This window comes from Pseudomonas sp. S10E 269 (assembly GCF_002798465.1).
Lineage (GTDB): Bacteria > Pseudomonadota > Gammaproteobacteria > Pseudomonadales > Pseudomonadaceae > Aquipseudomonas > Aquipseudomonas pergaminensis.
Map to the genome: position 1 here is coordinate 2,632,719 of NZ_PHIJ01000001.1, position 19,450 is coordinate 2,652,168.

Genomic DNA, 19,450 nt, shown 5'->3' on the forward strand with positions numbered 1-19,450 from the left:
CTCCAGCGCGCGGGCCCCTGTGTTCCTGTGCTATCACCTAACGCTGACTTTCCGGAAAAGCGCCCAATGGCCGTGCCTCTGCCCTCCGCTACACCCAAGCCGCGTTCCCGTTTTGCCCTGCGCTGGTACTCCTGGCTGTTTCTGGTCGGGGCCATTGTGTATGGCATTGCCTGGGCCATGCACTGGGATGATCGCGGCGCGTTGTGGGTGCTGGAACGCTTTGAGACGCCCGCCGAACGCCAGGAGAGCGTGTGGCTGCCGGACTACCGTGCCGTCATTGATGGCAAGCTTTTGCCGGGAATGGAAAAGGACGAAGCTTCCGACGTTTCCTACAACCCGCAGACCAAGACCCTGTTTTCGGTGATGGGCAAAAACCCGTTTCTTGTCGAGCTGAGCCTGCAGGGCGATGTGCTGCGCAAGATGCCGCTCAACGGCTGGGACAACCCGGAAGGCGTATCCGTGATGGAAAGCGGCCTGCTGGCAGTGGTCGACGAACGCCAGCACACGTTGACCATCGTCAAGGTCGACGCCAGTACCACCCAGCTGAACAAGGCGGATTTCACCAGCTATGACCTGGGCCCTTCAAAGGACCAGAACAAGGCCTTCGAAGCCATCACCTGGGACAAACGCAACCAGCAGCTGGTACTCGGCGAAGAGCGCCCGCCCGCGCTGTTTACTTGGAAAAGCGACGGTGGCCAGACCCTGGCGGGCGATAAACAGAAGCTGGCCAGCAAAGAGTTGGACATGCGCAATCTCTCCGCGCTGGCGGTAGACCCGCGCACCGGGCACTTGCTGGTGCTCTCGGCCGACTCCCATTTGCTGCTGGAGCTGGACGAGAAGGGCGAGCAAGTCAGCTTCATGACCCTGCTCGGCGGATTCAACGGCCTCAAAAATACCATTCCGCGAGCCGAAGGGGTGACCATGGACGAGGCTGGCACCTTGTACATCGTCAGTGAGCCCAACCTGTTCTATCGTTTCGAAAAGCAGAAATAGCACACCGATTACGTCGGATATGTCTCTATGTGCGGCATTCGCCAGACATCCGGGCGCGTTTAAGTTTAAATTCAGACAGGCGTGATATTCATTCGCCACTTTTGACTTTGAGCCCGCCCGATGCGACGACTAGCCCGCCCCAAACCCCTCTTCTTTATGCTGGTGCTGATCGCCCTGGTCGGCGCCGGGGCCGTTGCGCAGCACTTCCGCCTCTTCGAGCGCGCCTGGTTCAACTGGCAGGCGTGGCGCCAGCCGGCGGACGAGCGCTCCATTGGCCTTGCGGATTACCGGGTGACGCTGGAAGCCCAGGTCATCGAGGGGCTTGATGACGATGTCTCGGCCCTGACCTATGACCCGGTGCGCAAAAGCCTGTTTACCGTCACCAACAAAAACGCCGAATTGATCGAGCTGTCCCTGGAGGGCAAGATCCTACGGCGTATTCCGTTGGTGGGGTTTGGTGATGCCGAAGCCGTGGAGTTCATCAGTGACAACATTTATGTCATCAGCGATGAGCGCCAGCAGCGGCTGATCAAGGTGCATGTGGACGACGACACCCAATTCCTCGACGCCGCCGATGCGGAGCAGATGACCCTGGGCCTGCACGTTGGTGGCAACAAGGGGTTTGAAGGGCTGGCCTATGACTCGGTGGGCAAGCGCTTGTTCGTGGCCAAGGAGCGCGATCCGATGCTCATCTACGAGGTGCACGGCTTCCCGCATTTCAAACCGGAAAAAACCTACTCGGTCCACGTGATCAACAACCCCAAGCGTGATGCCGGATTGTTCGTGCGTGACCTGTCGAGCCTGCAATACGATGAGCGCAGCGGCCATTTGCTGGCGCTGTCGGACGAGTCGTTCCTGGTGCTGGAACTGGATATCGACGGTCGCCCGTTGAGCAGTCTGTCACTGCTCAACGGGCGCCATGGCCTGACGAAGCGGGTGCCGCAGGCCGAGGGGATCGCCATGGATGACGAGGGCACGTTGTACCTCGTCAGCGAGCCGAACCTGTTCTACGTCTTTAAGAAAACCAATCCCTGAAGTACCGCAGGACCAATGTGGGAGCGGGCTTGCTCGCGAAAGCGGTGGTTCAGTTGAAGAATCTTTCACTGACACACCGCTTTCGCGAGCAAGCCCGCTCCCACGTTTAGTCACGCGTTAAACCTTGAGGGTTTTCACTCCTTCCGAAGTACCCAGCAGCAGTACATCGGCGGGGCGCGCGGCGAACAGGCCGTTGGTGACCACGCCGACGATCGCGTTGATCTGCGTCTCCAGCTCCACCGGGTTGGTGATCTGCATGTTGAATACGTCGAGGATGATGTTGCCGTTGTCAGTCAACACGCCTTCGCGGTACACCGGGTCACCGCCCAGTTTCACCAGCTCGCGGGCCACGTGGCTGCGGGCCATCGGGATCACTTCCACGGGCAGCGGGAATGCGCCGAGTACCGGCACCAGCTTGCTGGCATCAGCGATGCAGATAAAGGTCTTGGCCACGGCGGCGACGATCTTCTCGCGGGTCAGGGCTGCGCCGCCGCCCTTGATCAGGTTCAGGTGCTCGTCGCTCTCATCGGCGCCGTCGACGTAGAACTCCAGGTCGCTCACGGTGTTGAGCTCATACACCGGAATGCCGTGGCCCTTGAGGCGCGCAGCGGTGGCTTCGGAGCTGGCCACGGCGCCATCGAACGCGCCCTTGTGCTGGGCCAGCGCATCGATAAAGCAGTTGGCGGTGGAGCCGGTGCCGACACCGACGATGCTCTTGTCGTCGAGTTTAGGAAGGATTAAATCGACGGCGGCCTGGGCCACTGCCTGTTTGAGTTGATCCTGGGTCATGCGGGCTCCGGAACGGGCGGGGAGTAAAGAGGGGCGCGAGTATAACCCAACAAAACCTCTGGATTCGTGTGGTCGCCCGCCCAAACGCTGGGTTAGACTCCTTGGCCCTGCCCAACCCGCCCAGTGATATCCGCCGATGCTTGAACAGTACGTCAAAAAGATCCTCACCTCGCGCGTTTACGACGTTGCCGTAGAAACCCCGTTGCAGACCGCCCGCCAGCTCTCCGAGCGGCTCGGCAACAAGGTCTGGCTCAAGCGTGAAGACTTGCAGCCGGTGTTCTCGTTCAAGATTCGCGGCGCCTATAACAAGCTGACCCAACTGACTGCCGAAGAGCGTGCGCGCGGCGTGGTCACGGCGTCGGCCGGCAACCATGCCCAAGGCCTGGCCCTGGCGGCCAAGGTGCTGGGGGTCAAGGCCACTATCGTGATGCCCAAGACCACCCCCGAGATCAAGGTCGAAGGCGTGCGCTCCCGTGGCGGCAAGGTGGTGCTGCATGGCGATTCCTTCCCCGAAGCCCTGGCCTATTCGCTGAAACTCGTCGACGAAAAAGGCTACGTCTACATTCACCCCTACGACGATCCGCACACTATTGCCGGGCAGGGCACCGTGGCGATGGAAATCCTGCGCCAGCATCCAGGGCCGCTGGACGCGATCTTCGTACCGGTGGGCGGCGGCGGGCTGATCGCCGGTATCGCGGCGTACGTAAAATACCTGCGCCCGGAGATCAAGGTCATCGGTGTCGAGCCGGACGACTCCAACTGCCTGCAAGCCGCCATGGCGGCGGGCGAGCGCGTGGTACTGCCGGCCGTGGGCATCTTTGCCGATGGCGTGGCGGTGGCGCAGATCGGCCAGCACACCTTCGACATCTGCAAGGACTATGTGGATGAAGTGATCACCGTGAGCACCGATGAAATCTGTGCGGCGATCAAGGATATCTACGACGACACCCGTTCCATCACCGAGCCGGCGGGAGCCCTGGGTGTGGCGGGCATCAAGAAATACGTGGAGACCCGTGGCGTGACTGGGCAGACCCTGGTGGCCATCGACTCCGGTGCCAACGTCAACTTTGATCGCTTGCGCCATGTGGCCGAGCGCGCCGAACTGGGTGAAGGTCGCGAAGCCATCATCGCCGTGACCATTCCCGAAAAGCCCGGCAGCTTCAAGGCGTTTTGCGAGGCCGTGGGCAAGCGCCAGATCACCGAATTCAACTACCGCTACCACTCCGGCAGCGAGGCGCACATCTTTGTGGGCGTGCAGACCCACCCGGAAAACGATCCGCGCAGTGCACTGATCGCCAGCCTGACAGGCCAGGGTTTCCCGGTGCTGGACCTGACCGAGAACGAACTAGCCAAATTGCACATCCGTCATATGGTCGGCGGGCATGCGGCCAAGGTCAGCGATGAAGTGGTGTTACGTTTCGAATTCCCGGAGCGCCCGGGCGCCTTGTTCAACTTTCTTAACAAATTGGGCGGGCGCTGGAATATCTCGATGTTCCACTATCGCAACCACGGCGCAGCAGACGGCCGTGTGGTCGCCGGCCTGCAAGTGCCGGCGGATGAGCGCCACCTGGTGCCGGCAGCCCTGGAAGCCATTGGCTACCCGTACTGGGATGAAAGCGATAACCCGGCCTACAAACTGTTCCTCGGTTGAGCGACTACGCTGATGGAGGCGGCCTTTAAGGAAGACGACACATGGAAACCCTGACAACCCTGAAAGTTATCCACATAGCAGCCACCGTGTTGCTGCTGCTCAGCGGCCTGGGGCTGGCGTTGCTGGCCTGGCGCAAACGCAGCGCCGGCCCGGCGGCGACCGTGCAGCGCCCGTGGGCATTCGTCTGGTTGTTGATGGGTATTTGCGTGGTGAGCATGCCTTTTACCGGCTGGTGGCTGGTCCATCTGATCGGCTGGCCGCTGGGGCAGACCTGGATCCTGGGGTCCAGCATCCTCTATACCGTGGCGGCGCTGGCGTGGTTCTGGCTGGTGGCGCGGCTTAATCGCCTGCGCAAAGGCGAGGGCGGTAGCTTGAACTTCACGTTGGTGCTGGCGGTGGTCAGTCTGGTGGGGTTTGTGGCGATCGCCGGGCTGATGGGTGCCAAGCCCGTCTAGATGAGCGCTTACCTGCTGCTGAAAACCCTGCATATCCTCTCGTCGACCCTCCTGTTCGGGCTGGGCGCAGGCTCGGCATACTACGCGTTGCGCGCCTGGCGCACCGGCAAGGTGGAAGTGATCGCGGTGACCTTCAAGCACCTGGTGTTCGCCGACTGGGCGTTTACCGCGACCACGGCGGTATTCCAGCCGCTGAGCGGGATCGGCTTGATGCACTTGGCGGGGTGGTCGTTGCAGCAGAGTTGGTTGCAGTGGACGTTCGGTCTGTATGTGCTGGCGGGTATCTGCTGGTTGCCGGTGGTGTGGTTGCAGATTCGTGTACACAAGATGGCGGAGCAGGCGTTGCGCGAGGGTACGGCGATGCCGATCAAGGCCGCGACCTATATGCGCTGGTGGTTTGGCCTGGGGTGGCCGGCGTTCCTGGCGTTTGTGGTGATTTTCTACTTGATGGTCGCAAAGCCTATGTAGGGCTTGGGACCGTGTCGACTTCATCGCAGGCAAGCCAGCTCCCGCACTTGACCGAGTTCCAACATGAGAATGCGGTCAAAATGTGGGAGCTGGCTTGCCTGCGATGGGGCCATCAGCTGCGCAGCGTGATGACCGGCCAGCCGCGCCTCTCGGCCTCAGCCCGCAGATTCGGATCCGGATCCACCGCCACCGCATGCGTCACTTGCTCCAGCAGCGGCAAATCATTCATCGAGTCGCTGTAGAAGTAGCTGTCCTCCAGGCTATACCCGGTCTCTTCCAGCCAACGATTCAAGCGCGTTACCTTGCCCTCGCGAAAGCACGGCACATCGGTGCTGCGCCCGGTGTAGCGGCCGTTTTCCATCTCGCACTCGGTGGCGATCAGGGTTTCCACGCCCAGGCGTGCGGCAATCGGTGCGGTGACAAAGCGGTTGGTGGCGGTGATGATCACCAGCTTGTCACCGGCAGCGCGGTGCTTGGCCAGCAGCTCAATCGCCAGCGGCAGCATGATCGGCTCGATGCAGTCGCGCATGTAGTCGTTGTGCCACTCATCCAATTGGGCCATCTCGGTGCGGCCAAGGATTTCCAGGCAAAAGTTCAGGTAGGCGGCGTTGTCCAGCTTGCCGGCCAGGTAATCCTGGTAGAACTCGTCGTTGCGGGCCTTGTAGGCCACCGGGTCGAGAATCCCGCGCTCGCACAGGTAATCGCCCCAGGCGTGGTCGCTGTCACCGCCGAGGAGGGTGTTGTCCAAGTCGAATAAAGCCAGGCGCATTGCAGTTACTCGCTGAAAAGTCTGTAAAAAGGCGTCCAGAATACGGTCTTTTCACAAGAGTGCACATAAGGTAAGAAGCCTCGTTGCCGCTTCATCAACCTTTGTGGAACAATGCGGCGACATGCGTTTGCGAGGTTGTTGCCGTGATCGACCCCGATGGTTTCCGTCCTAATGTCGGGATTATTCTTACGAATGATGCCGGACAGGTGCTATGGGCTCGCCGAATCAACCAAGATGCCTGGCAGTTTCCTCAAGGTGGAATCAACCCCGACGAAACCCCTGAAGACGCCTTGTACCGTGAGTTGAACGAAGAAGTCGGCCTTGAGCGCGAAGATGTACAAATTCTGGCCTGTACCCGAGGCTGGTTGCGCTATCGTTTGCCGCAACGCCTGGTGCGTACCCACAGCCAACCGCTGTGCATCGGCCAGAAGCAGAAATGGTTTCTCCTGCGCCTGATCTCCAATGAGCAGCGGGTGCGGATGGATTTGACCGGTAAACCGGAGTTCGATGGCTGGCGCTGGGTCAGCTATTGGTACCCGTTGGGCCAGGTGGTGACATTCAAGCGCGAGGTTTATCGTCGCGCTCTCAAAGAGCTTGCCCCGCGCCTTTTAGCGCGCGACTGACGACGGAGTTCGACCCCGAGCCATGCTCAATACGCTGCGCAAGATCGTCCAGGAAGTTAACTCCGCCAAGGATCTCAAGGCGGCGTTGGGGATTATTGTGTTGCGCGTCAAGGAAGCCATGGGCAGCCAGGTCTGCTCGGTTTACCTGCTGGACCCCGAGACCAACCGTTTTGTGCTGATGGCCACGGAGGGCTTGAACAAGCGCTCCATCGGCAAGGTCAGCATGGCGCCCAATGAAGGTCTGGTGGGCCTGGTGGGGACGCGTGAAGAACCCCTGAACCTTGAAAACGCGGCCGATCACCCGCGTTATCGCTACTTTGCCGAAACCGGTGAAGAGCGTTACGCCTCGTTCCTCGGCGCACCGATCATTCACCACCGCCGCGTTGTCGGCGTGTTGGTCATCCAGCAAAAAGAGCGCCGCCAGTTCGACGAAGGTGAAGAAGCCTTCCTCGTGACCATGAGCGCGCAGCTCGCCGGGGTTATCGCCCACGCCGAAGCCACCGGCTCGATTCGTGGCCTTGGGCGCCAGGGCAAGGGCATTCAGGAAGCCAAGTTCGTCGGCGTACCGGGTTCGCCGGGTGCGGCGGTCGGTACCGCCGTGGTCATGCTGCCGCCGGCTGACCTCGACGTAGTGCCGGACAAGACCGTCGATGACATCGACGCTGAAATCAAATTGTTCAAGACCGCCCTTGAAGGCGTGCGCGCGGACATGCGCAACCTGTCGACCAAGCTGGCCACACAACTGCGCCCCGAAGAGCGTGCGCTGTTCGACGTGTACCAGATGATGCTCGACGATGCGTCGCTGGGTAATGAAGTCAAGACCGTAATCAAGACTGGCCAGTGGGCCCAGGGTGCGCTGCGCCAAGTGGTCACCGATCACGTCAACCGTTTCGAATTGATGGATGACGCCTACCTGCGCGAGCGCGCCTCGGACGTGCGTGACCTCGGTCGCCGTCTGCTGGCCTACCTGCAGGAAGACCGCACCACCAACCTGGTCTACCCCGACAACACCATCCTGATCAGTGAAGAACTGACCGCCACCATGCTCGGCGAAGTGCCGGAAGGCAAGCTGGTCGGCCTGGTGTCGGTACTGGGTTCGGGCAACTCCCACGTCGCGATCCTGGCCCGGGCCATGGGCATCCCGACGGTGATGGGCCTGGTGGACCTGCCGTATTCCAAAGTGGATGGCATCGACATGATCGTCGATGGCCATCGTGGTGAAGTGTTCACCAACCCCAGCGAAGTACTGCGCAAGCAATACGCCGAAGTGGTCGAGGAAGAGAAGCAACTGGCGCTGGGCCTGGATTCATTGCGCGAGCTGCCGTGCGTGACCACCGATGGCCACCGTGTGCCGCTGCTGGTGAATACCGGCCTGCTCGCCGATGTGGCCCGCGCGCAACAGCGCGGCGCCGAAGGGGTGGGGCTGTACCGCACCGAAGTGCCGTTCATGATCAACCAGCGTTTCCCGAGTGAGAAGGAGCAGCTGGCGATTTATCGCGAGCAACTGCAAGCCTTCCACCCGTTGCCGGTGACCATGCGCAGCCTTGATATTGGCGGCGACAAGTCACTGTCGTATTTCCCGATTAAAGAGGACAACCCGTTCCTCGGCTGGCGTGGTATCCGCGTCACCCTCGACCACCCAGAAATCTTCCTCGTACAAACCCGCGCCATGCTCAAGGCCAGTGAGGGCCTGAACAACCTGCGCATCCTGCTGCCGATGATCTCCGGTACCCATGAGCTGGAAGAGGCGTTGCATCTTATCCACCGCGCCTGGGGTGAAGTGCGCGACGAAGGCGCCGACGTACCGATGCCGCCGATTGGCGTGATGATCGAAATCCCGGCAGCGGTGTATCAGGCCAAGGAGCTGGCGCGGCAGGTGGACTTCCTGTCGGTGGGCTCCAACGACCTGACCCAATACCTGCTGGCCGTGGACCGTAACAACCCACGGGTGGCCGACCTCTACGACTACCTGCACCCGGCCGTGCTGCAAGCGCTGCAGCATGTGGTGCGCGACGCCCACGCCGAAGGCAAGCCGGTGAGCATCTGCGGTGAAATGGCCGGCGACCCCGCGGCGGCGGTGCTGTTGATGGCGATGGGCTTTGACAGCCTGTCGATGAACGCCACCAACTTGCCGAAGGTGAAGTGGATGCTGCGCCAGGTTGAACTGAGCATGGCCAAGGACCTGCTGGCGGAGTTGATGACCATCGACAACCCGCAAGTTATCCACAGCTCGTTGCAATTGGCCCTGAAAAACCTGGGGCTGACGCGGATGATCAACCCGGCCTCCGCAAAAACCCTCTAGACCGAGTCGCCTTTTTCGCAGGCAAGCCAGCTCCCACATTGGAAAGCATTTCAACTGTGGGAGCCGGGCTTGCCCGCGATAGCGCTCGCTCAAGCACCGCTAAATCCTCAGTTCTATCTCGCCAAGTCGGCCACCATTCGGCCCAAAACTACGTTCCACCATCCGCCGCGTCCCGTCGGCATTTACAATCAGCGCCGTACTCGCCCGCGTCCCATAGCTTGGGCTGGCAATAAACACGCTCGATAGCAAACTCTCGGTCGCCAACCCCACGCCGGTGTCCGGCAGGTCCGCAAACGGCGCCGTCTGCGGATCACTCAAAATCCCCAACAAGGCTTCCGGCTGCGGATCCTCTAGCAGCGCGCTCAATGCCGCCTTGGCCTTGAGCAGTTTGGGCCACGGCGTATCCAGTCCGGCGTTGGACAATCCATACACCCCAGGCTCCAATCGCGTCGGCTCCGTATGATTGGCGTTGTAATGCCACAACTCATCCCGTGTGCCCAGCAGCAGGTTAAACCCGGCATATTCAATCGAACGGCCGTTAACGTCGGCTAAATAGTCCTCAATCGGCAGAGAACCGTTGAGAAAACGCGCCACCAGCTCGCCACGGGACTTGCGGGCCGGTGGCTGGTGCGGGTCACGGATATTGGTGAGGGCAGCAAAACGCCCATCGGCATTCACCCCCAGCCACGTGCCGCCTGCTTCCTGATCGCGACCGGCGTAGACGTCGGGCGCATCCGGCCATTGGGCCAGCGGCAGGCTGGGGCGGGCGTAGAATTCATCGCGGTTGGCCGCGACGATCAACGGCTGGGCGTGGCCCGGCCGCCAGGCGAAAACAATCAGGCACATCAGGCGATTCCCTTTTGTGTTTTTTCCCACTCTACCCACACCGGCAGCGCCGTTCCATCGTATCCAGTTGGGTCGCATGCCTTCCATCCGTTAACATGCCGGACTTGGTTCGGGGGCTCCCATGGAATTTCTGCTGTATTTGCTGCTCGGCGCCTGTGCGGGCGTGCTCGCCGGGCTGTTTGGCGTGGGCGGCGGGATCATCATCGTGCCGGTGCTGGTGTTCAGCTTCACCTTGCAGGGCTTCGACCCGCAGGTGCTGACCCACCTGGCCGTGGGCACCTCCCTGGCAACGATCATCTTTACCTCGGTGAATGCCGTGCGTGAGCACCACCGACGTGGCGCGGTGCGTTGGCCGATCTTTGTGTGGATGACCGTGGGCATCCTGATCGGTGCGGGTTTTGGCGCGTTGACCGCCGAGGCGATTTCCGGCCCGCACCTGCAGAAAATCATTGGTGTGTTTGCCCTGCTGGTGGCCGTGCAGCTGGCCCTGGACGTCAAGCCCAAGGCCAGCCGAACGGTGCCGGGCAAGGTCGGCCTGACCCTGGCGGGCACCGTGATTGGCTGGGCTTCGGCGATTTTCGGGATTGGCGGTGGCTCGCTGACCGTGCCGTTCTTGACCTGGCGCAGCGTGCCGATGCAACAGGCGGTCGCCACCTCATCGGCCTGCGGCCTGCCGATCGCGCTGGCAAGTGCATTAAGTTTCATGATTCTGGGCTGGCATGACCCGCTGTTGCCCGCTCATAGTCTAGGGTTCGTGTATTTGCCGGCACTGCTGGGCATTGCCCTGACCAGCATGGTGTTCGCCCGCTTCGGCGCGCGCCTGGCGCACCGGTTGTCGCCGCGTTTGCTCAAGCGGTTGTTTGCCGGGTTGCTGTTCTGTGTCGGCATAAACTTTTTGCTTTGAAAAACGTGAGTAATGCAGTCTTAATCGCGCCCGGGCATGGTCCGGTCGCAACAACGAATGATTAACGAGGAGTCGCAATGCTGCCTTACCCGCAGATCGACCCGGTGGCCCTGGCCATCGGTCCGCTGAAAATCCACTGGTACGGGTTGATGTACCTGATCGGCATCGGCGGTGCCTGGTTGCTGGCCTCCCGGCGCCTGAACCGTTTCGACCCGACCTGGACCAAGGAGAAGCTCTCCGACATGGTCTTCTGGTTGTCGATGGGGGTGATCGTCGGCGGGCGCCTGGGGTATGTGCTGTTCTACGACCTTTCGGCGTACATCGCCAACCCGACGCTGATCTTCGAAGTGTGGAAGGGCGGCATGGCGTTCCACGGCGGTTTTATCGGCGTGATGATCGCCGCCTGGTGGTTCAGCCGTCGTAATGGCAAGTCGTTCTTCCAACTGATGGACTTCGTTGCGCCGATGGTGCCGATCGGCCTGGGTGCCGGGCGTATCGGTAACTTCATCAACGCCGAGCTGTGGGGCAAGCCGACTGACGTGCCGTGGGCCATGGTGTTCCCGCCGTTCAGCGACCCGGCGCAACTGCCGCGCCACCCGTCGCAGCTTTACCAGTTCGCGTTGGAAGGCGTGGCGCTGTTCCTTATCCTGTACATCTTCTCGCGCAAGCCACGCCCCACCATGGCGGTATCGGGCATGTTCGCGTTGTTCTACGGGATCTTCCGCTTCATCGTCGAGTTCGTGCGCGTGCCGGATGCACAATTGGGCTACCTGGCGTGGGGTTGGCTGACCATGGGTCAGATCCTCAGCCTGCCGATGATCCTCGTGGGCCTGGGCCTGCTGTGGTGGGCCTATAACCGCCCGCAACCGCTGAAGAACGCTGCGCTTTAAATTCGAATGCCGAGGCTCGCCAGCCTCGGCTTCACCGATACAGGTACCAACATGAAGCAATATCTCGAACTACTGAACGACGTCGTGACCAATGGATTGACCAAGGGCGATCGCACCGGCACCGGCACCAAGGCCGTGTTCGCCCGTCAGTATCGGCATAACTTGGCCGACGGCTTCCCGCTGCTGACCACCAAGAAGCTTCACTTCAAAAGCATCGCCAATGAGCTGATCTGGATGTTGAGTGGCAACACCAACATCAAGTGGCTGAACGAAAACGGCGTGCGCATCTGGGACGAATGGGCCACCGAAGAGGGCGACCTGGGCCCGGTGTATGGCGAGCAGTGGACCGCCTGGCCAACCAAGGATGGCGGTACGATCAACCAGATCGACTACATGGTCCACACGCTCAAGACCAACCCGAACAGCCGCCGCATCCTGTTCCACGGCTGGAACGTCGAGTACCTGCCCGACGAAACCAAAAGCCCGCAGGAAAACGCGCGCAACGGCAAGCAAGCCCTGCCACCGTGCCACCTGCTGTACCAGGCGTTCGTGCACGACGGTCACCTGTCGATGCAGTTGTACATCCGCAGTTCCGACGTGTTCCTCGGCCTGCCGTACAACACCGCCGCGCTGGCATTGCTGACCCATATGCTTGCCCAGCAGTGCGACCTGATCCCTCACGAGATCATCGTCACCACGGGCGACACCCACGCCTACAGCAACCACATGGAGCAGATCCGCACCCAACTGGCGCGCACGCCGAAGAAACTGCCGGAACTGGTGATCAAGCGCAAACCTGCGTCGATCTACGACTACACGTTTGAGGACTTCGAAATCGTTGGTTACGACGCAGACCCAAGCATCAAGGCCGACGTGGCCATCTGACCAATGTGGGAGCGGCGGTGCGACGATTCGACTTGCTCGCGAATGCGGAGTATCAGCTTGCACATGCAGTGGCTGACACACCGCATTCGCGAGCAAGCCCGCTCCCACATTTAGGCGGTGTTCACTTGATTTAGTGGGCGTGGCTTCTGCCTACATGCGAGGGCTCAGCCTCGCTGGCTGCCACACTCCCGCTGACTTCCAGCCGCTGCAGAATCCCGCACTCGGGCCCGCCGCCACAGCGTTGGCGCAAGTCCAGCAATTGCTCTTGCAACGCCAACAGCCCATCGATCCGCGCTTTCACATGGTGGATATGCTCGTCGATCAACGCATTCACGTTTTCACACTGGTCCTGGGGGCTGTCCCGCAGGCCCAGCAGGCTGCGAATTTCTTCCAGGGTCATGTCGAGGCTGCGGCAGTTGCGGATAAAGATCAGCCGCTCGGTGTGTGCCTGGGTGTACACGCGGTAGTTGGCATCGGTGCGCGCCGGGGGCGGCAGCAGGCTTTCCTTCTCGTAGTAACGGATGGTTTCTACCGGGCAGTCGGTCAGTTTGGCCAATTCGCCGATCTTCATCGCAGCAATCTCCAAATGGGTGCTTGACCCTATAGTGGCTACAGGGTCTTTACTTGGCAACAGGCACCTTTACGGACGCGACAGAATGAGCGATTCCCTCCACACCCCGCATAAGCACGACCACGACCATGATCATGGCCCGAAGAAACTCACGCCCGTGCATGACCACGGCCACGGTGGTTCGTGCTGTTCCGGCACGCCCGCCCCTGCGCGGGTGCAACTGAGCGAAGCGCCCACCGCCGGCTCGCGGCTGAGCACCTTCCGTATCGAAGCCATGGACTGCCCTACCGAGCAGACGCTGATCCAGAACAAATTGGGCAAGCTCGCGGGCGTGCAGCAGTTGGAGTTCAACCTGATCAACCGCATCCTCGGCGTTACTCACGACCTGCCGAACACTGCGCCCATCGTCGATGCGATCAAATCCCTGGGCATGCAGGCCGACCCCATTGAAGAAGGCAAGCCTGCCGCCGAGCCACCGCCCAAGAAGCACTGGTGGCCGCTGGCGCTGTCCGGCGTTGGCGCGCTGGCTGCCGAGGTGCTGCACTTCACCAATGCCGCGCCCACCTGGGTTATCGCGGTGGTCGCGCTGGTGTCGATCCTCAGCGGCGGCCTCACCACCTACAAAAAGGGCTGGATTGCCCTGAAAAACCTCAACCTGAACATCAATGCCCTGATGAGCATCGCCGTCACCGGTGCGATCCTGATCGGCCAATGGCCGGAAGCCGCCATGGTGATGTTCCTGTTCACCGTGGCCGAGTTGATCGAAGCCAAGTCCCTGGACCGTGCGCGCAATGCCATCAGCGGCTTGATGCAAATGACGCCTGAGCAGGCCACAGTGCAGCAGGCGGATGGGACATGGGTCGAAAAAGAGGTCAAAAGCATTGAGTTGGGTGCCATCGTGCGGGTCAAGCCCGGCGAGCGCATCGGCCTGGACGGTGAAGTCACTGCGGGCCAATCCACCATCGACCAGGCGCCGATCACCGGTGAAAGCCTGCCGATCGAAAAGACCGTGGGCGATAAGGTCTTCGCCGGCACCATCAACCAGGCCGGCTCCCTGGAATATAAAGTCACTGCCGCGGCCAACAACTCAACCCTGGCGCGCATCATTCACGCGGTGGAACAAGCCCAGGGCGCACGGGCACCGACCCAACGGTTTGTCGACAGCTTCTCGAAGGTCTACACCCCGGCGGTATTCCTGTTCGCCTTGGGCGTGGCCATTATTCCACCGCTGTTCATGGCCGGCGCCTGGTTCGATTGGATCTACCGCGCCCTGGTGCTGTTGGTGGTTGCCTGCCCCTGTGCATTGGTGATTTCCACCCCGGTGACCATCGTCAGCGGCCTCGCCGCCGCCGCGCGCAAAGGCATCCTGATCAAGGGCGGCGTGTACCTGGAGGGCGGTTACAAGCTCGACTACCTGGCGCTCGACAAGACCGGCACCATCACCCACGGCAAGCCGGTGCAAACCGATTACCTGGCGCTGTTCCCGAACCTTGAAGACAGCGCGCCGGCCCTGGCCGCCAGCCTGGCAGGGCGTTCCGATCACCCAGTGTCACTGGCGATTGCCAATGCGGCTGTGGATAAAAACCTGCCGGTTCACGCTGTGGATAACTTCGAGGCCCTGGCCGGTCGCGGCGTGCGCGGCGATATCAACGGTGCAACCTACCACCTTGGCAACCATCGCCTGGTGGAAGACCTGGGCCTGTGCTCGCCGGAGTTGGAAGAAAAACTCTTCGCCCTGGAAAAGCAGGGCAAATCCGTGGTGCTGCTGCTCGACAAATCCGGCCCGCTGGCACTGTTCGCCGTGGCAGACACCGTCAAGGACAGCAGCCGCGAAGCCATCCAGCAACTGCATGAACTGGGCATCAAGACCCTGATGCTCACCGGCGACAACACCCACACCGCCCAGGCAATCGCCGCCCAGGTCGGCATCGACCAGGCTCAGGGCGACCTGCTGCCTACCGACAAGCTGCAAGCCATCGAAACCCTTTACGGCCAAGGCCACCGTGTGGGCATGGTCGGCGACGGCATCAATGACGCCCCGGCCCTGGCCCGTGCCGAGATCGGTTTTGCCATGGCTGCCGCCGGCACCGACACGGCCATCGAAACGGCTGACGTGGCGCTGATGGATGATGACTTGCGCAAGATTCCGGCATTCATTCGTCTGTCGCGGCAAACGTCGAGTATCCTCAAGCAGAACATCACCCTGGCGCTGGTGATCAAGGCGATCTTCCTGGTGGTCACCTTCCTGGGCCTGGCCACCATGTGGATGGCGGTGTTCGCCGACATGGGCGTGGCCCTGCTGGTGGTGTTCAATGGTCTGCGCCTGTTGCGCAAATAAACGATGAGAGGGCGGTGTGCTGAGTGCGGAGTTAAAGGCGTTTTTTATGGTCGCCCGCCTGGGCAGCATTACCCAGGCGGCGAAAAAACTCGGCCTGAGCCAACCCACGGTCACCACCCAGATCCGTAACCTGGAAAGCCAGTACGGTGTCGAACTGTTCTACCGCGGCGGCCGCCGCCTCACCGTCAGCGACGACGGCGCGCGCCTGCTGCCGATGGTCAAGGCGCTGTTGCAGCAGGAAGCGGACATCGAGTTTTTCCTGCGCAACAACGGCCAGGTCCAGGGGGCATTGAGAATCGCCGCGACAGCGCCGTATTACATCCTCGACCTGGTCAAAGCCTTTCGCGAGCGCCTGCCGCAAGTGGATGTGTCGGTGGAGATCGGCAACTCCCAGCAGGTGCTGGAAGCGTTGGACGATTACCGCGTCGACGTCGCTGCCTCCTCGCAACTGCTGGAAGACCCGCGGCTGATCCGCCGGGTGCTGGGCACCGACCCGCTAGTGCTGGCGGTACACCGCAACCATCCGCTGGCCAAGCTCGATCATGTGCCGCTCTCAGCGTTGGCCGGGCACACTTTGCTGATGCGTGAAGCGGGCTCGACCACGCGACGCCTGACCGAAGAGCTCTTGCAAAGCGCCAACGTGAGCTTCGGCCCGTTGCTGGAAATCGGCAGCCGCGAGTCGATCCGTGAGGCGGTGCTGCGCAATATCGGCATCAGCATCATTGCGCGTCAGGAAGTGCCCCACGACCCGCAACTGCGTGTGCTGACCATCGAAAATGCACCGCAGATTCCCGAGTACCTGTACTGCCTCAAGGAGCGCAAAAGCGCGCGGTTACCGGCGGCGTTCCTGGGGTTGGCGCAGGAAATGTCTCCACTCTAACGGTCGAGTAAGATCTCTGTGGTGAGCGGGCTTGCCCCGCGCTGGACTGCGCAGCAGCCCCAATAATGCCACCGCATTTTTTGCAGGAAAAACCGGGAGCCTGATTTTAGGGCCGCTGCGCGCCCCAGCGCGGGGCAAGCCTGCTCACCACAATGGTGTTCGCGTCCTACCCAAATTCACCAATACCACTATCGCCGGGTTTTGCCTTTCTGCCACATCAGGGACGCATTGCCTGCCTAGCATGGCCTTCATCCGTTCGATGAGGTGCCTAGCATGAACACAGCCCTGACCCAACCCGGCGCGCCCATGAAGGTGCGCGGTATCCAGAAACGCTTTGGCGCCTTTACTGCGCTGGATGACGTCTCCCTGGACGTCGCCGCCGGCGAGCTGGTGTGCCTGCTGGGCCCGTCCGGCTGCGGCAAGACCACCCTGCTGCGCTGCATCGCTGGCCTGGAACGCCAGGACAGCGGCGAGCTTTACCTGGGCAACCGGGATGTTTCCCTGCTGCCGCCCCAGGCGCGGGACTACGGCATCCTGTTCCAGTCCTACGCACTGTTTCCCAACCTTACCGTTGAAGCGAATATCGGCTACGGCCTCACCGGCGGCGGTCGTGACGAAGTGCGCAAGCGCGTCGGCCAGATGCTGGAACTGGTTGGCCTGCTGGGCAGCGAAAAGAAATTCCCCGGCCAGCTCTCGGGTGGTCAACAGCAACGGGTAGCGCTGGCCCGTGCGCTGGCCCCGGCGCCGTCGTTATTGCTGCTGGATGAGCCGATGTCGGCCCTCGACGCCCGGGTGCGCGAGCATCTGTGCACCGAGTTGCGCCAACTGCAACGTCGCCTGGGCATCACCACGCTGATGGTCACCCACAACCAGGACGAAGCCATGCTGATGGCCGACCGCATCGCCGTGATGAACAACGGCAAGGTCGAGCAATACGCCACGCCCCAGGAGATCTACGACCGCCCGGCCACGCCGTTCGTGGCGGAGTTTGTCGGCCAGGGCAATTGGCTGCCGTTCAGCCGTAACAGTGCCAGCCACGCCCAAGTGGGTGGGATGAACATGCGCCTGGCCGACGACGCCGGCGTCGCCAGGTCTGGGCGCCTGTTCTGCCGCCCGGAGGCGATCAGCGTCAACCCGCCGGTGCATGAAGAGAACCTGTTCCCGGCCAAGGTTCGTGAGATCACCTTTCTTGGCAACCGCTGCCGCATGAGCTTTGAGCTGGAGCAGTTACCCGGGCACCCGTTGCTGGCTGAACTGGCCCCCGAGGCCATGCCGCGCCTGGGCGCACAGGATATTTGGGTGGCCTTGCCGCCGCGCAGCCTGCAGGTGTTTGCCTGAGATGGCTAGGGTGATGACGCTGCCGCGCCAGGCTACCCGCGCCGAAAGGGGTGACCGTCTTTTCGTGATTGGCGGCAAGTGGCTGTGGCTTTTGCTGCTGAGCGTCGCCGTGCTGCTGCCACTGCTGGCGATCTTCTGGCGCGGTTTCAGCAGCGAAGCCGGGCAGGGCGGTGGCCTGGTGGCCGCGCGGGAATTGGTCACGAGTGACAACTTCCACTGGCTGCTGGGCAATAGCCTCAAGGTTTCCCTCAGCGTTGCTGCCATCGTCGTACCGCTTGCCTACCTGTTTGCCTACGCGCTGCAACGCACGTTGATTCCCGGTAAGTCGATCTGGCGTGGCCTGTCGCTGCTGCCGCTGATGGCTCCGTCGATGCTGCCGGGCATCGCGCTGGTGTACCTGTTCGGCAACCAGGGCATGCTGCGCGGGCTGCTCTCGGACAATATCTACGGCTTCTGGGGCATTGTGCTGGGTGAGGTGATCTACACCTTCCCACACGCCCTGATGATTCTGCTGTCGGCGCTGTCCTTGGCGGATGCGCGACTGTTCGACGCCGCTTCCAGCATGGGCGCCAGCCCGGCCCGGGCGTTTCGCAGCATCACCTGGCCGGCCACGCGCCAGGCGGTGTTCGCCGCGTTCTGCCTGGTGTTCACCCTCACCATCACCGACTTCGGCGTGCCTGTGGTAGTGGGCGGCGATTACCAGGTGCTGGCGCTGGAGGCCTACAAAGCCGTGGTTGGCCAGCAGCAGTTCGGGCGTGGCGCATTGATCGGCATGGTGTTGCTGCTGCCGGCGCTGTTCAGCTTTGGTGTGGATGCCTGGCTGCGCCGCCGCCACGGCGATTCGATGAGCGGGCGTGCCCAAGTGTTCCAGCCGGCGCCATCGCGCCTGAGGGACGCCTGCTACCTGGCCATCGTGCTGCTGATCTGTGCCGTGTTGCTGCTGGTGTTCGGCATGGCGGTGTATTCGTCGCTGGTGAAGTTCTGGCCGTACAACCTGTCGCTGTCGCTTAACCACTATCAGTTCGAAGACACGGCGGGCGGCGGTTGGCTGGCCTATCGCAACAGCCTGACCATGGCGTTGTGCACGGCGTTGATCGGCAGCGTGCTGATCTTCACCGGGGCCTATCTGATGGAAAAAACCAAGGGTCAGAAAGGCCTCAACCTCGCCCTGCGCATGCTCACTTTCGTGCCGATGGCGGTGCCTGGGTTGGTGCTGGGCCTGGGCTACGTGTTCTTTTTCAACCTCAACGGCAACCCGCTGCATGTGTTCTACGGGACCATGACCCTGCTGGTGGTGTGCACCATTGCGCACTACCTGACCACCGCACAGATGACCGCCACCACCGCACTGCGCCAGCTCGACGCCGAGTTCGAAGCCGCCGCGTTGTCGCTCAAGGCGCCGCTGTACCGGCATTACCTGAAAGTGACGGTGCCGATCTGCCTGCCGGCGCTGCTGGACATCGTGCGCTACCTGTTTGTGTCGGCGATGACCACCGTGTCAGCCGCGATTTTCCTCTACAGCCCCGACACCATCCTCGCCGCCGTCGCCGTGTTGAACATGGACGACGCTGGCAACGTGGGCGGTGCGGCGGCCATGTCGACCCTGATCCTGTTCACCTCAGGCAGCGTCTCGCTGCTGCTGGCGTGGGCTTCACGTGGCGCACTGCGCCGCTCCCAAGCCTGGCGCCAGACCGCGCCAGGCCAATAATCCTG

Annotated in this window: 18 protein-coding genes; 14 read left to right on the forward strand and 4 right to left on the reverse strand. The window is 61.8% G+C overall.

Features of this window, described 5'->3' with window-relative positions:
• The first annotated feature begins 66 nt into the window (after positions 1-66).
• Together CWC48_RS12150 and CWC48_RS12155 are read left to right on the forward strand one after the other, a co-directional pair.
• Complete coding sequence (locus CWC48_RS12150) at positions 67-993, forward strand: SdiA-regulated domain-containing protein (RefSeq protein ID WP_100491925.1); 927 nt, start codon at positions 67-69, stop codon at positions 991-993.
• Between the two features lie 120 nt (positions 994-1,113).
• Positions 1,114-2,028: an SdiA-regulated domain-containing protein gene (locus CWC48_RS12155; RefSeq protein WP_078050609.1), complete on the forward strand. Its 915-nt coding sequence runs from the start codon at positions 1,114-1,116 to the stop codon at positions 2,026-2,028.
• Between the two features lie 117 nt (positions 2,029-2,145).
• On the opposite strand, the gene rpiA is transcribed toward CWC48_RS12155, so the two are convergent.
• Positions 2,146-2,817, reverse strand: a complete 672-nt coding sequence (gene rpiA / locus CWC48_RS12160) for a ribose-5-phosphate isomerase RpiA (protein ID WP_068936376.1) — start codon at positions 2,815-2,817, stop codon at positions 2,146-2,148.
• 136 nt (positions 2,818-2,953) lie between these two features.
• Here rpiA and ilvA point away from each other — a divergent pair, with 136 nt between their 5' ends.
• The 3 genes from ilvA to CWC48_RS12175 are packed head-to-tail and all read left to right on the forward strand — an operon-like array spanning position 2,954 to position 5,391.
• The gene (gene ilvA / locus CWC48_RS12165; protein ID WP_078050608.1) at positions 2,954-4,468 is read left to right on the forward strand and encodes a threonine ammonia-lyase, biosynthetic; all 1,515 of its coding nucleotides are present in this window, start codon (positions 2,954-2,956) and stop codon (positions 4,466-4,468) included.
• 41 nt (positions 4,469-4,509) lie between these two features.
• The gene (locus tag CWC48_RS12170; RefSeq protein WP_078050607.1) at positions 4,510-4,923 is read left to right on the forward strand and encodes a DUF2269 family protein; all 414 of its coding nucleotides are present in this window, start codon (positions 4,510-4,512) and stop codon (positions 4,921-4,923) included.
• Positions 4,924-5,391, forward strand: a complete 468-nt coding sequence (locus CWC48_RS12175; protein WP_100491926.1) for a DUF2269 domain-containing protein — start codon at positions 4,924-4,926, stop codon at positions 5,389-5,391.
• Between the two features lie 112 nt (positions 5,392-5,503).
• On the opposite strand, the gene CWC48_RS12180 is transcribed toward CWC48_RS12175, so the two are convergent.
• Entirely contained in the window at positions 5,504-6,160 is a 657-nt protein-coding gene (locus CWC48_RS12180) for an HAD family phosphatase (RefSeq protein ID WP_099493149.1), read from the reverse strand.
• Between the two features lie 143 nt (positions 6,161-6,303).
• On the opposite strand from CWC48_RS12180, the gene CWC48_RS12185 reads away from it, so the two are divergent.
• A complete protein-coding gene (locus CWC48_RS12185; RefSeq protein WP_003176750.1) occupies positions 6,304-6,783 on the forward strand; it encodes an RNA pyrophosphohydrolase in 480 nt (159 codons plus the stop codon).
• A gap of 22 nt (positions 6,784-6,805) precedes the next feature.
• A complete protein-coding gene (ptsP, locus tag CWC48_RS12190) occupies positions 6,806-9,085 on the forward strand; it encodes a phosphoenolpyruvate--protein phosphotransferase (protein WP_025859566.1) in 2,280 nt (759 codons plus the stop codon).
• A gap of 99 nt (positions 9,086-9,184) precedes the next feature.
• Here ptsP and CWC48_RS12195 read toward each other — a convergent pair whose 3' ends face one another.
• The gene (locus CWC48_RS12195; RefSeq protein ID WP_100491927.1) at positions 9,185-9,931 is read right to left on the reverse strand and encodes an NRDE family protein; all 747 of its coding nucleotides are present in this window, start codon (positions 9,929-9,931) and stop codon (positions 9,185-9,187) included.
• A 121-nt stretch (positions 9,932-10,052) separates the two neighbouring features.
• On the opposite strand from CWC48_RS12195, the gene CWC48_RS12200 reads away from it, so the two are divergent.
• From CWC48_RS12200 to CWC48_RS12210, 3 genes are all read left to right on the forward strand, one after another.
• Positions 10,053-10,835 (forward strand): sulfite exporter TauE/SafE family protein, encoded by a 783-nt coding sequence (locus CWC48_RS12200; protein WP_099493148.1) that lies wholly within the window; start codon positions 10,053-10,055, stop codon positions 10,833-10,835.
• Between the two features lie 77 nt (positions 10,836-10,912).
• A complete protein-coding gene (gene lgt / locus CWC48_RS12205) occupies positions 10,913-11,725 on the forward strand; it encodes a prolipoprotein diacylglyceryl transferase (protein ID WP_100491928.1) in 813 nt (270 codons plus the stop codon).
• Between the two features lie 51 nt (positions 11,726-11,776).
• Positions 11,777-12,610 (forward strand): thymidylate synthase, encoded by an 834-nt coding sequence (locus CWC48_RS12210; protein WP_078050601.1) that lies wholly within the window; start codon positions 11,777-11,779, stop codon positions 12,608-12,610.
• Between the two features lie 130 nt (positions 12,611-12,740).
• Here CWC48_RS12210 and cadR read toward each other — a convergent pair whose 3' ends face one another.
• A complete protein-coding gene (gene cadR / locus CWC48_RS12215) occupies positions 12,741-13,181 on the reverse strand; it encodes a Cd(II)/Pb(II)-responsive transcriptional regulator (RefSeq protein WP_100491929.1) in 441 nt (146 codons plus the stop codon).
• Positions 13,182-13,266: 85 nt separating this feature from the next.
• On the opposite strand from cadR, the gene CWC48_RS12220 reads away from it, so the two are divergent.
• The 4 genes from CWC48_RS12220 to CWC48_RS12235 all read left to right on the forward strand — a co-directional run bounded on the left by CWC48_RS12220 (position 13,267) and on the right by CWC48_RS12235 (position 19,445).
• Positions 13,267-15,519, forward strand: a complete 2,253-nt coding sequence (locus CWC48_RS12220) for a heavy metal translocating P-type ATPase (protein ID WP_100491930.1) — start codon at positions 13,267-13,269, stop codon at positions 15,517-15,519.
• 16 nt (positions 15,520-15,535) lie between these two features.
• Entirely contained in the window at positions 15,536-16,399 is an 864-nt protein-coding gene (locus CWC48_RS12225) for a LysR family transcriptional regulator (RefSeq protein ID WP_078050598.1), read from the forward strand.
• 273 nt (positions 16,400-16,672) lie between these two features.
• Positions 16,673-17,737, forward strand: coding sequence for a putative 2-aminoethylphosphonate ABC transporter ATP-binding protein (locus CWC48_RS12230; RefSeq protein WP_078050597.1), 1,065 nt, complete (start codon positions 16,673-16,675; stop codon positions 17,735-17,737).
• 1 nt (position 17,738) lies between these two features.
• Positions 17,739-19,445: a putative 2-aminoethylphosphonate ABC transporter permease subunit gene (locus CWC48_RS12235; protein ID WP_100491931.1), complete on the forward strand. Its 1,707-nt coding sequence runs from the start codon at positions 17,739-17,741 to the stop codon at positions 19,443-19,445.
• Positions 19,446-19,450: the final 5 nt, after the last annotated feature.

Excerpts from the sequence above, each read along its gene's own strand:
- CWC48_RS12170 (WP_078050607.1), top strand. The coding sequence starts at position 4,510 with ATGGAAACCCTGACAACCCTGAAAGTTATCCACATAGCAGCCACCGTG.
- lgt (WP_100491928.1), top strand. The coding sequence starts at position 10,913 with ATGCTGCCTTACCCGCAGATCGACCCGGTGGCCCTGGCCATCGGTCCG.
- rpiA (WP_068936376.1), bottom strand. The coding sequence starts at position 2,817 with ATGACCCAGGATCAACTCAAACAGGCAGTGGCCCAGGCCGCCGTCGAT.
- CWC48_RS12235 (WP_100491931.1), top strand. The coding sequence starts at position 17,739 with ATGGCTAGGGTGATGACGCTGCCGCGCCAGGCTACCCGCGCCGAAAGG.
- ilvA (WP_078050608.1), top strand. The coding sequence starts at position 2,954 with ATGCTTGAACAGTACGTCAAAAAGATCCTCACCTCGCGCGTTTACGAC.
- CWC48_RS12230 (WP_078050597.1), top strand. The coding sequence starts at position 16,673 with ATGAACACAGCCCTGACCCAACCCGGCGCGCCCATGAAGGTGCGCGGT.
- ptsP (WP_025859566.1), top strand. The coding sequence starts at position 6,806 with ATGCTCAATACGCTGCGCAAGATCGTCCAGGAAGTTAACTCCGCCAAG.
- CWC48_RS12150 (WP_100491925.1), top strand. The coding sequence starts at position 67 with ATGGCCGTGCCTCTGCCCTCCGCTACACCCAAGCCGCGTTCCCGTTTT.
- CWC48_RS12195 (WP_100491927.1), bottom strand. The coding sequence starts at position 9,931 with ATGTGCCTGATTGTTTTCGCCTGGCGGCCGGGCCACGCCCAGCCGTTG.
- CWC48_RS12175 (WP_100491926.1), top strand. The coding sequence starts at position 4,924 with ATGAGCGCTTACCTGCTGCTGAAAACCCTGCATATCCTCTCGTCGACC.
- CWC48_RS12180 (WP_099493149.1), bottom strand. The coding sequence starts at position 6,160 with ATGCGCCTGGCTTTATTCGACTTGGACAACACCCTCCTCGGCGGTGAC.
- CWC48_RS12210 (WP_078050601.1), top strand. The coding sequence starts at position 11,777 with ATGAAGCAATATCTCGAACTACTGAACGACGTCGTGACCAATGGATTG.
- CWC48_RS12200 (WP_099493148.1), top strand. The coding sequence starts at position 10,053 with ATGGAATTTCTGCTGTATTTGCTGCTCGGCGCCTGTGCGGGCGTGCTC.
- CWC48_RS12220 (WP_100491930.1), top strand. The coding sequence starts at position 13,267 with ATGAGCGATTCCCTCCACACCCCGCATAAGCACGACCACGACCATGAT.
- cadR (WP_100491929.1), bottom strand. The coding sequence starts at position 13,181 with ATGAAGATCGGCGAATTGGCCAAACTGACCGACTGCCCGGTAGAAACC.
- CWC48_RS12155 (WP_078050609.1), top strand. The coding sequence starts at position 1,114 with ATGCGACGACTAGCCCGCCCCAAACCCCTCTTCTTTATGCTGGTGCTG.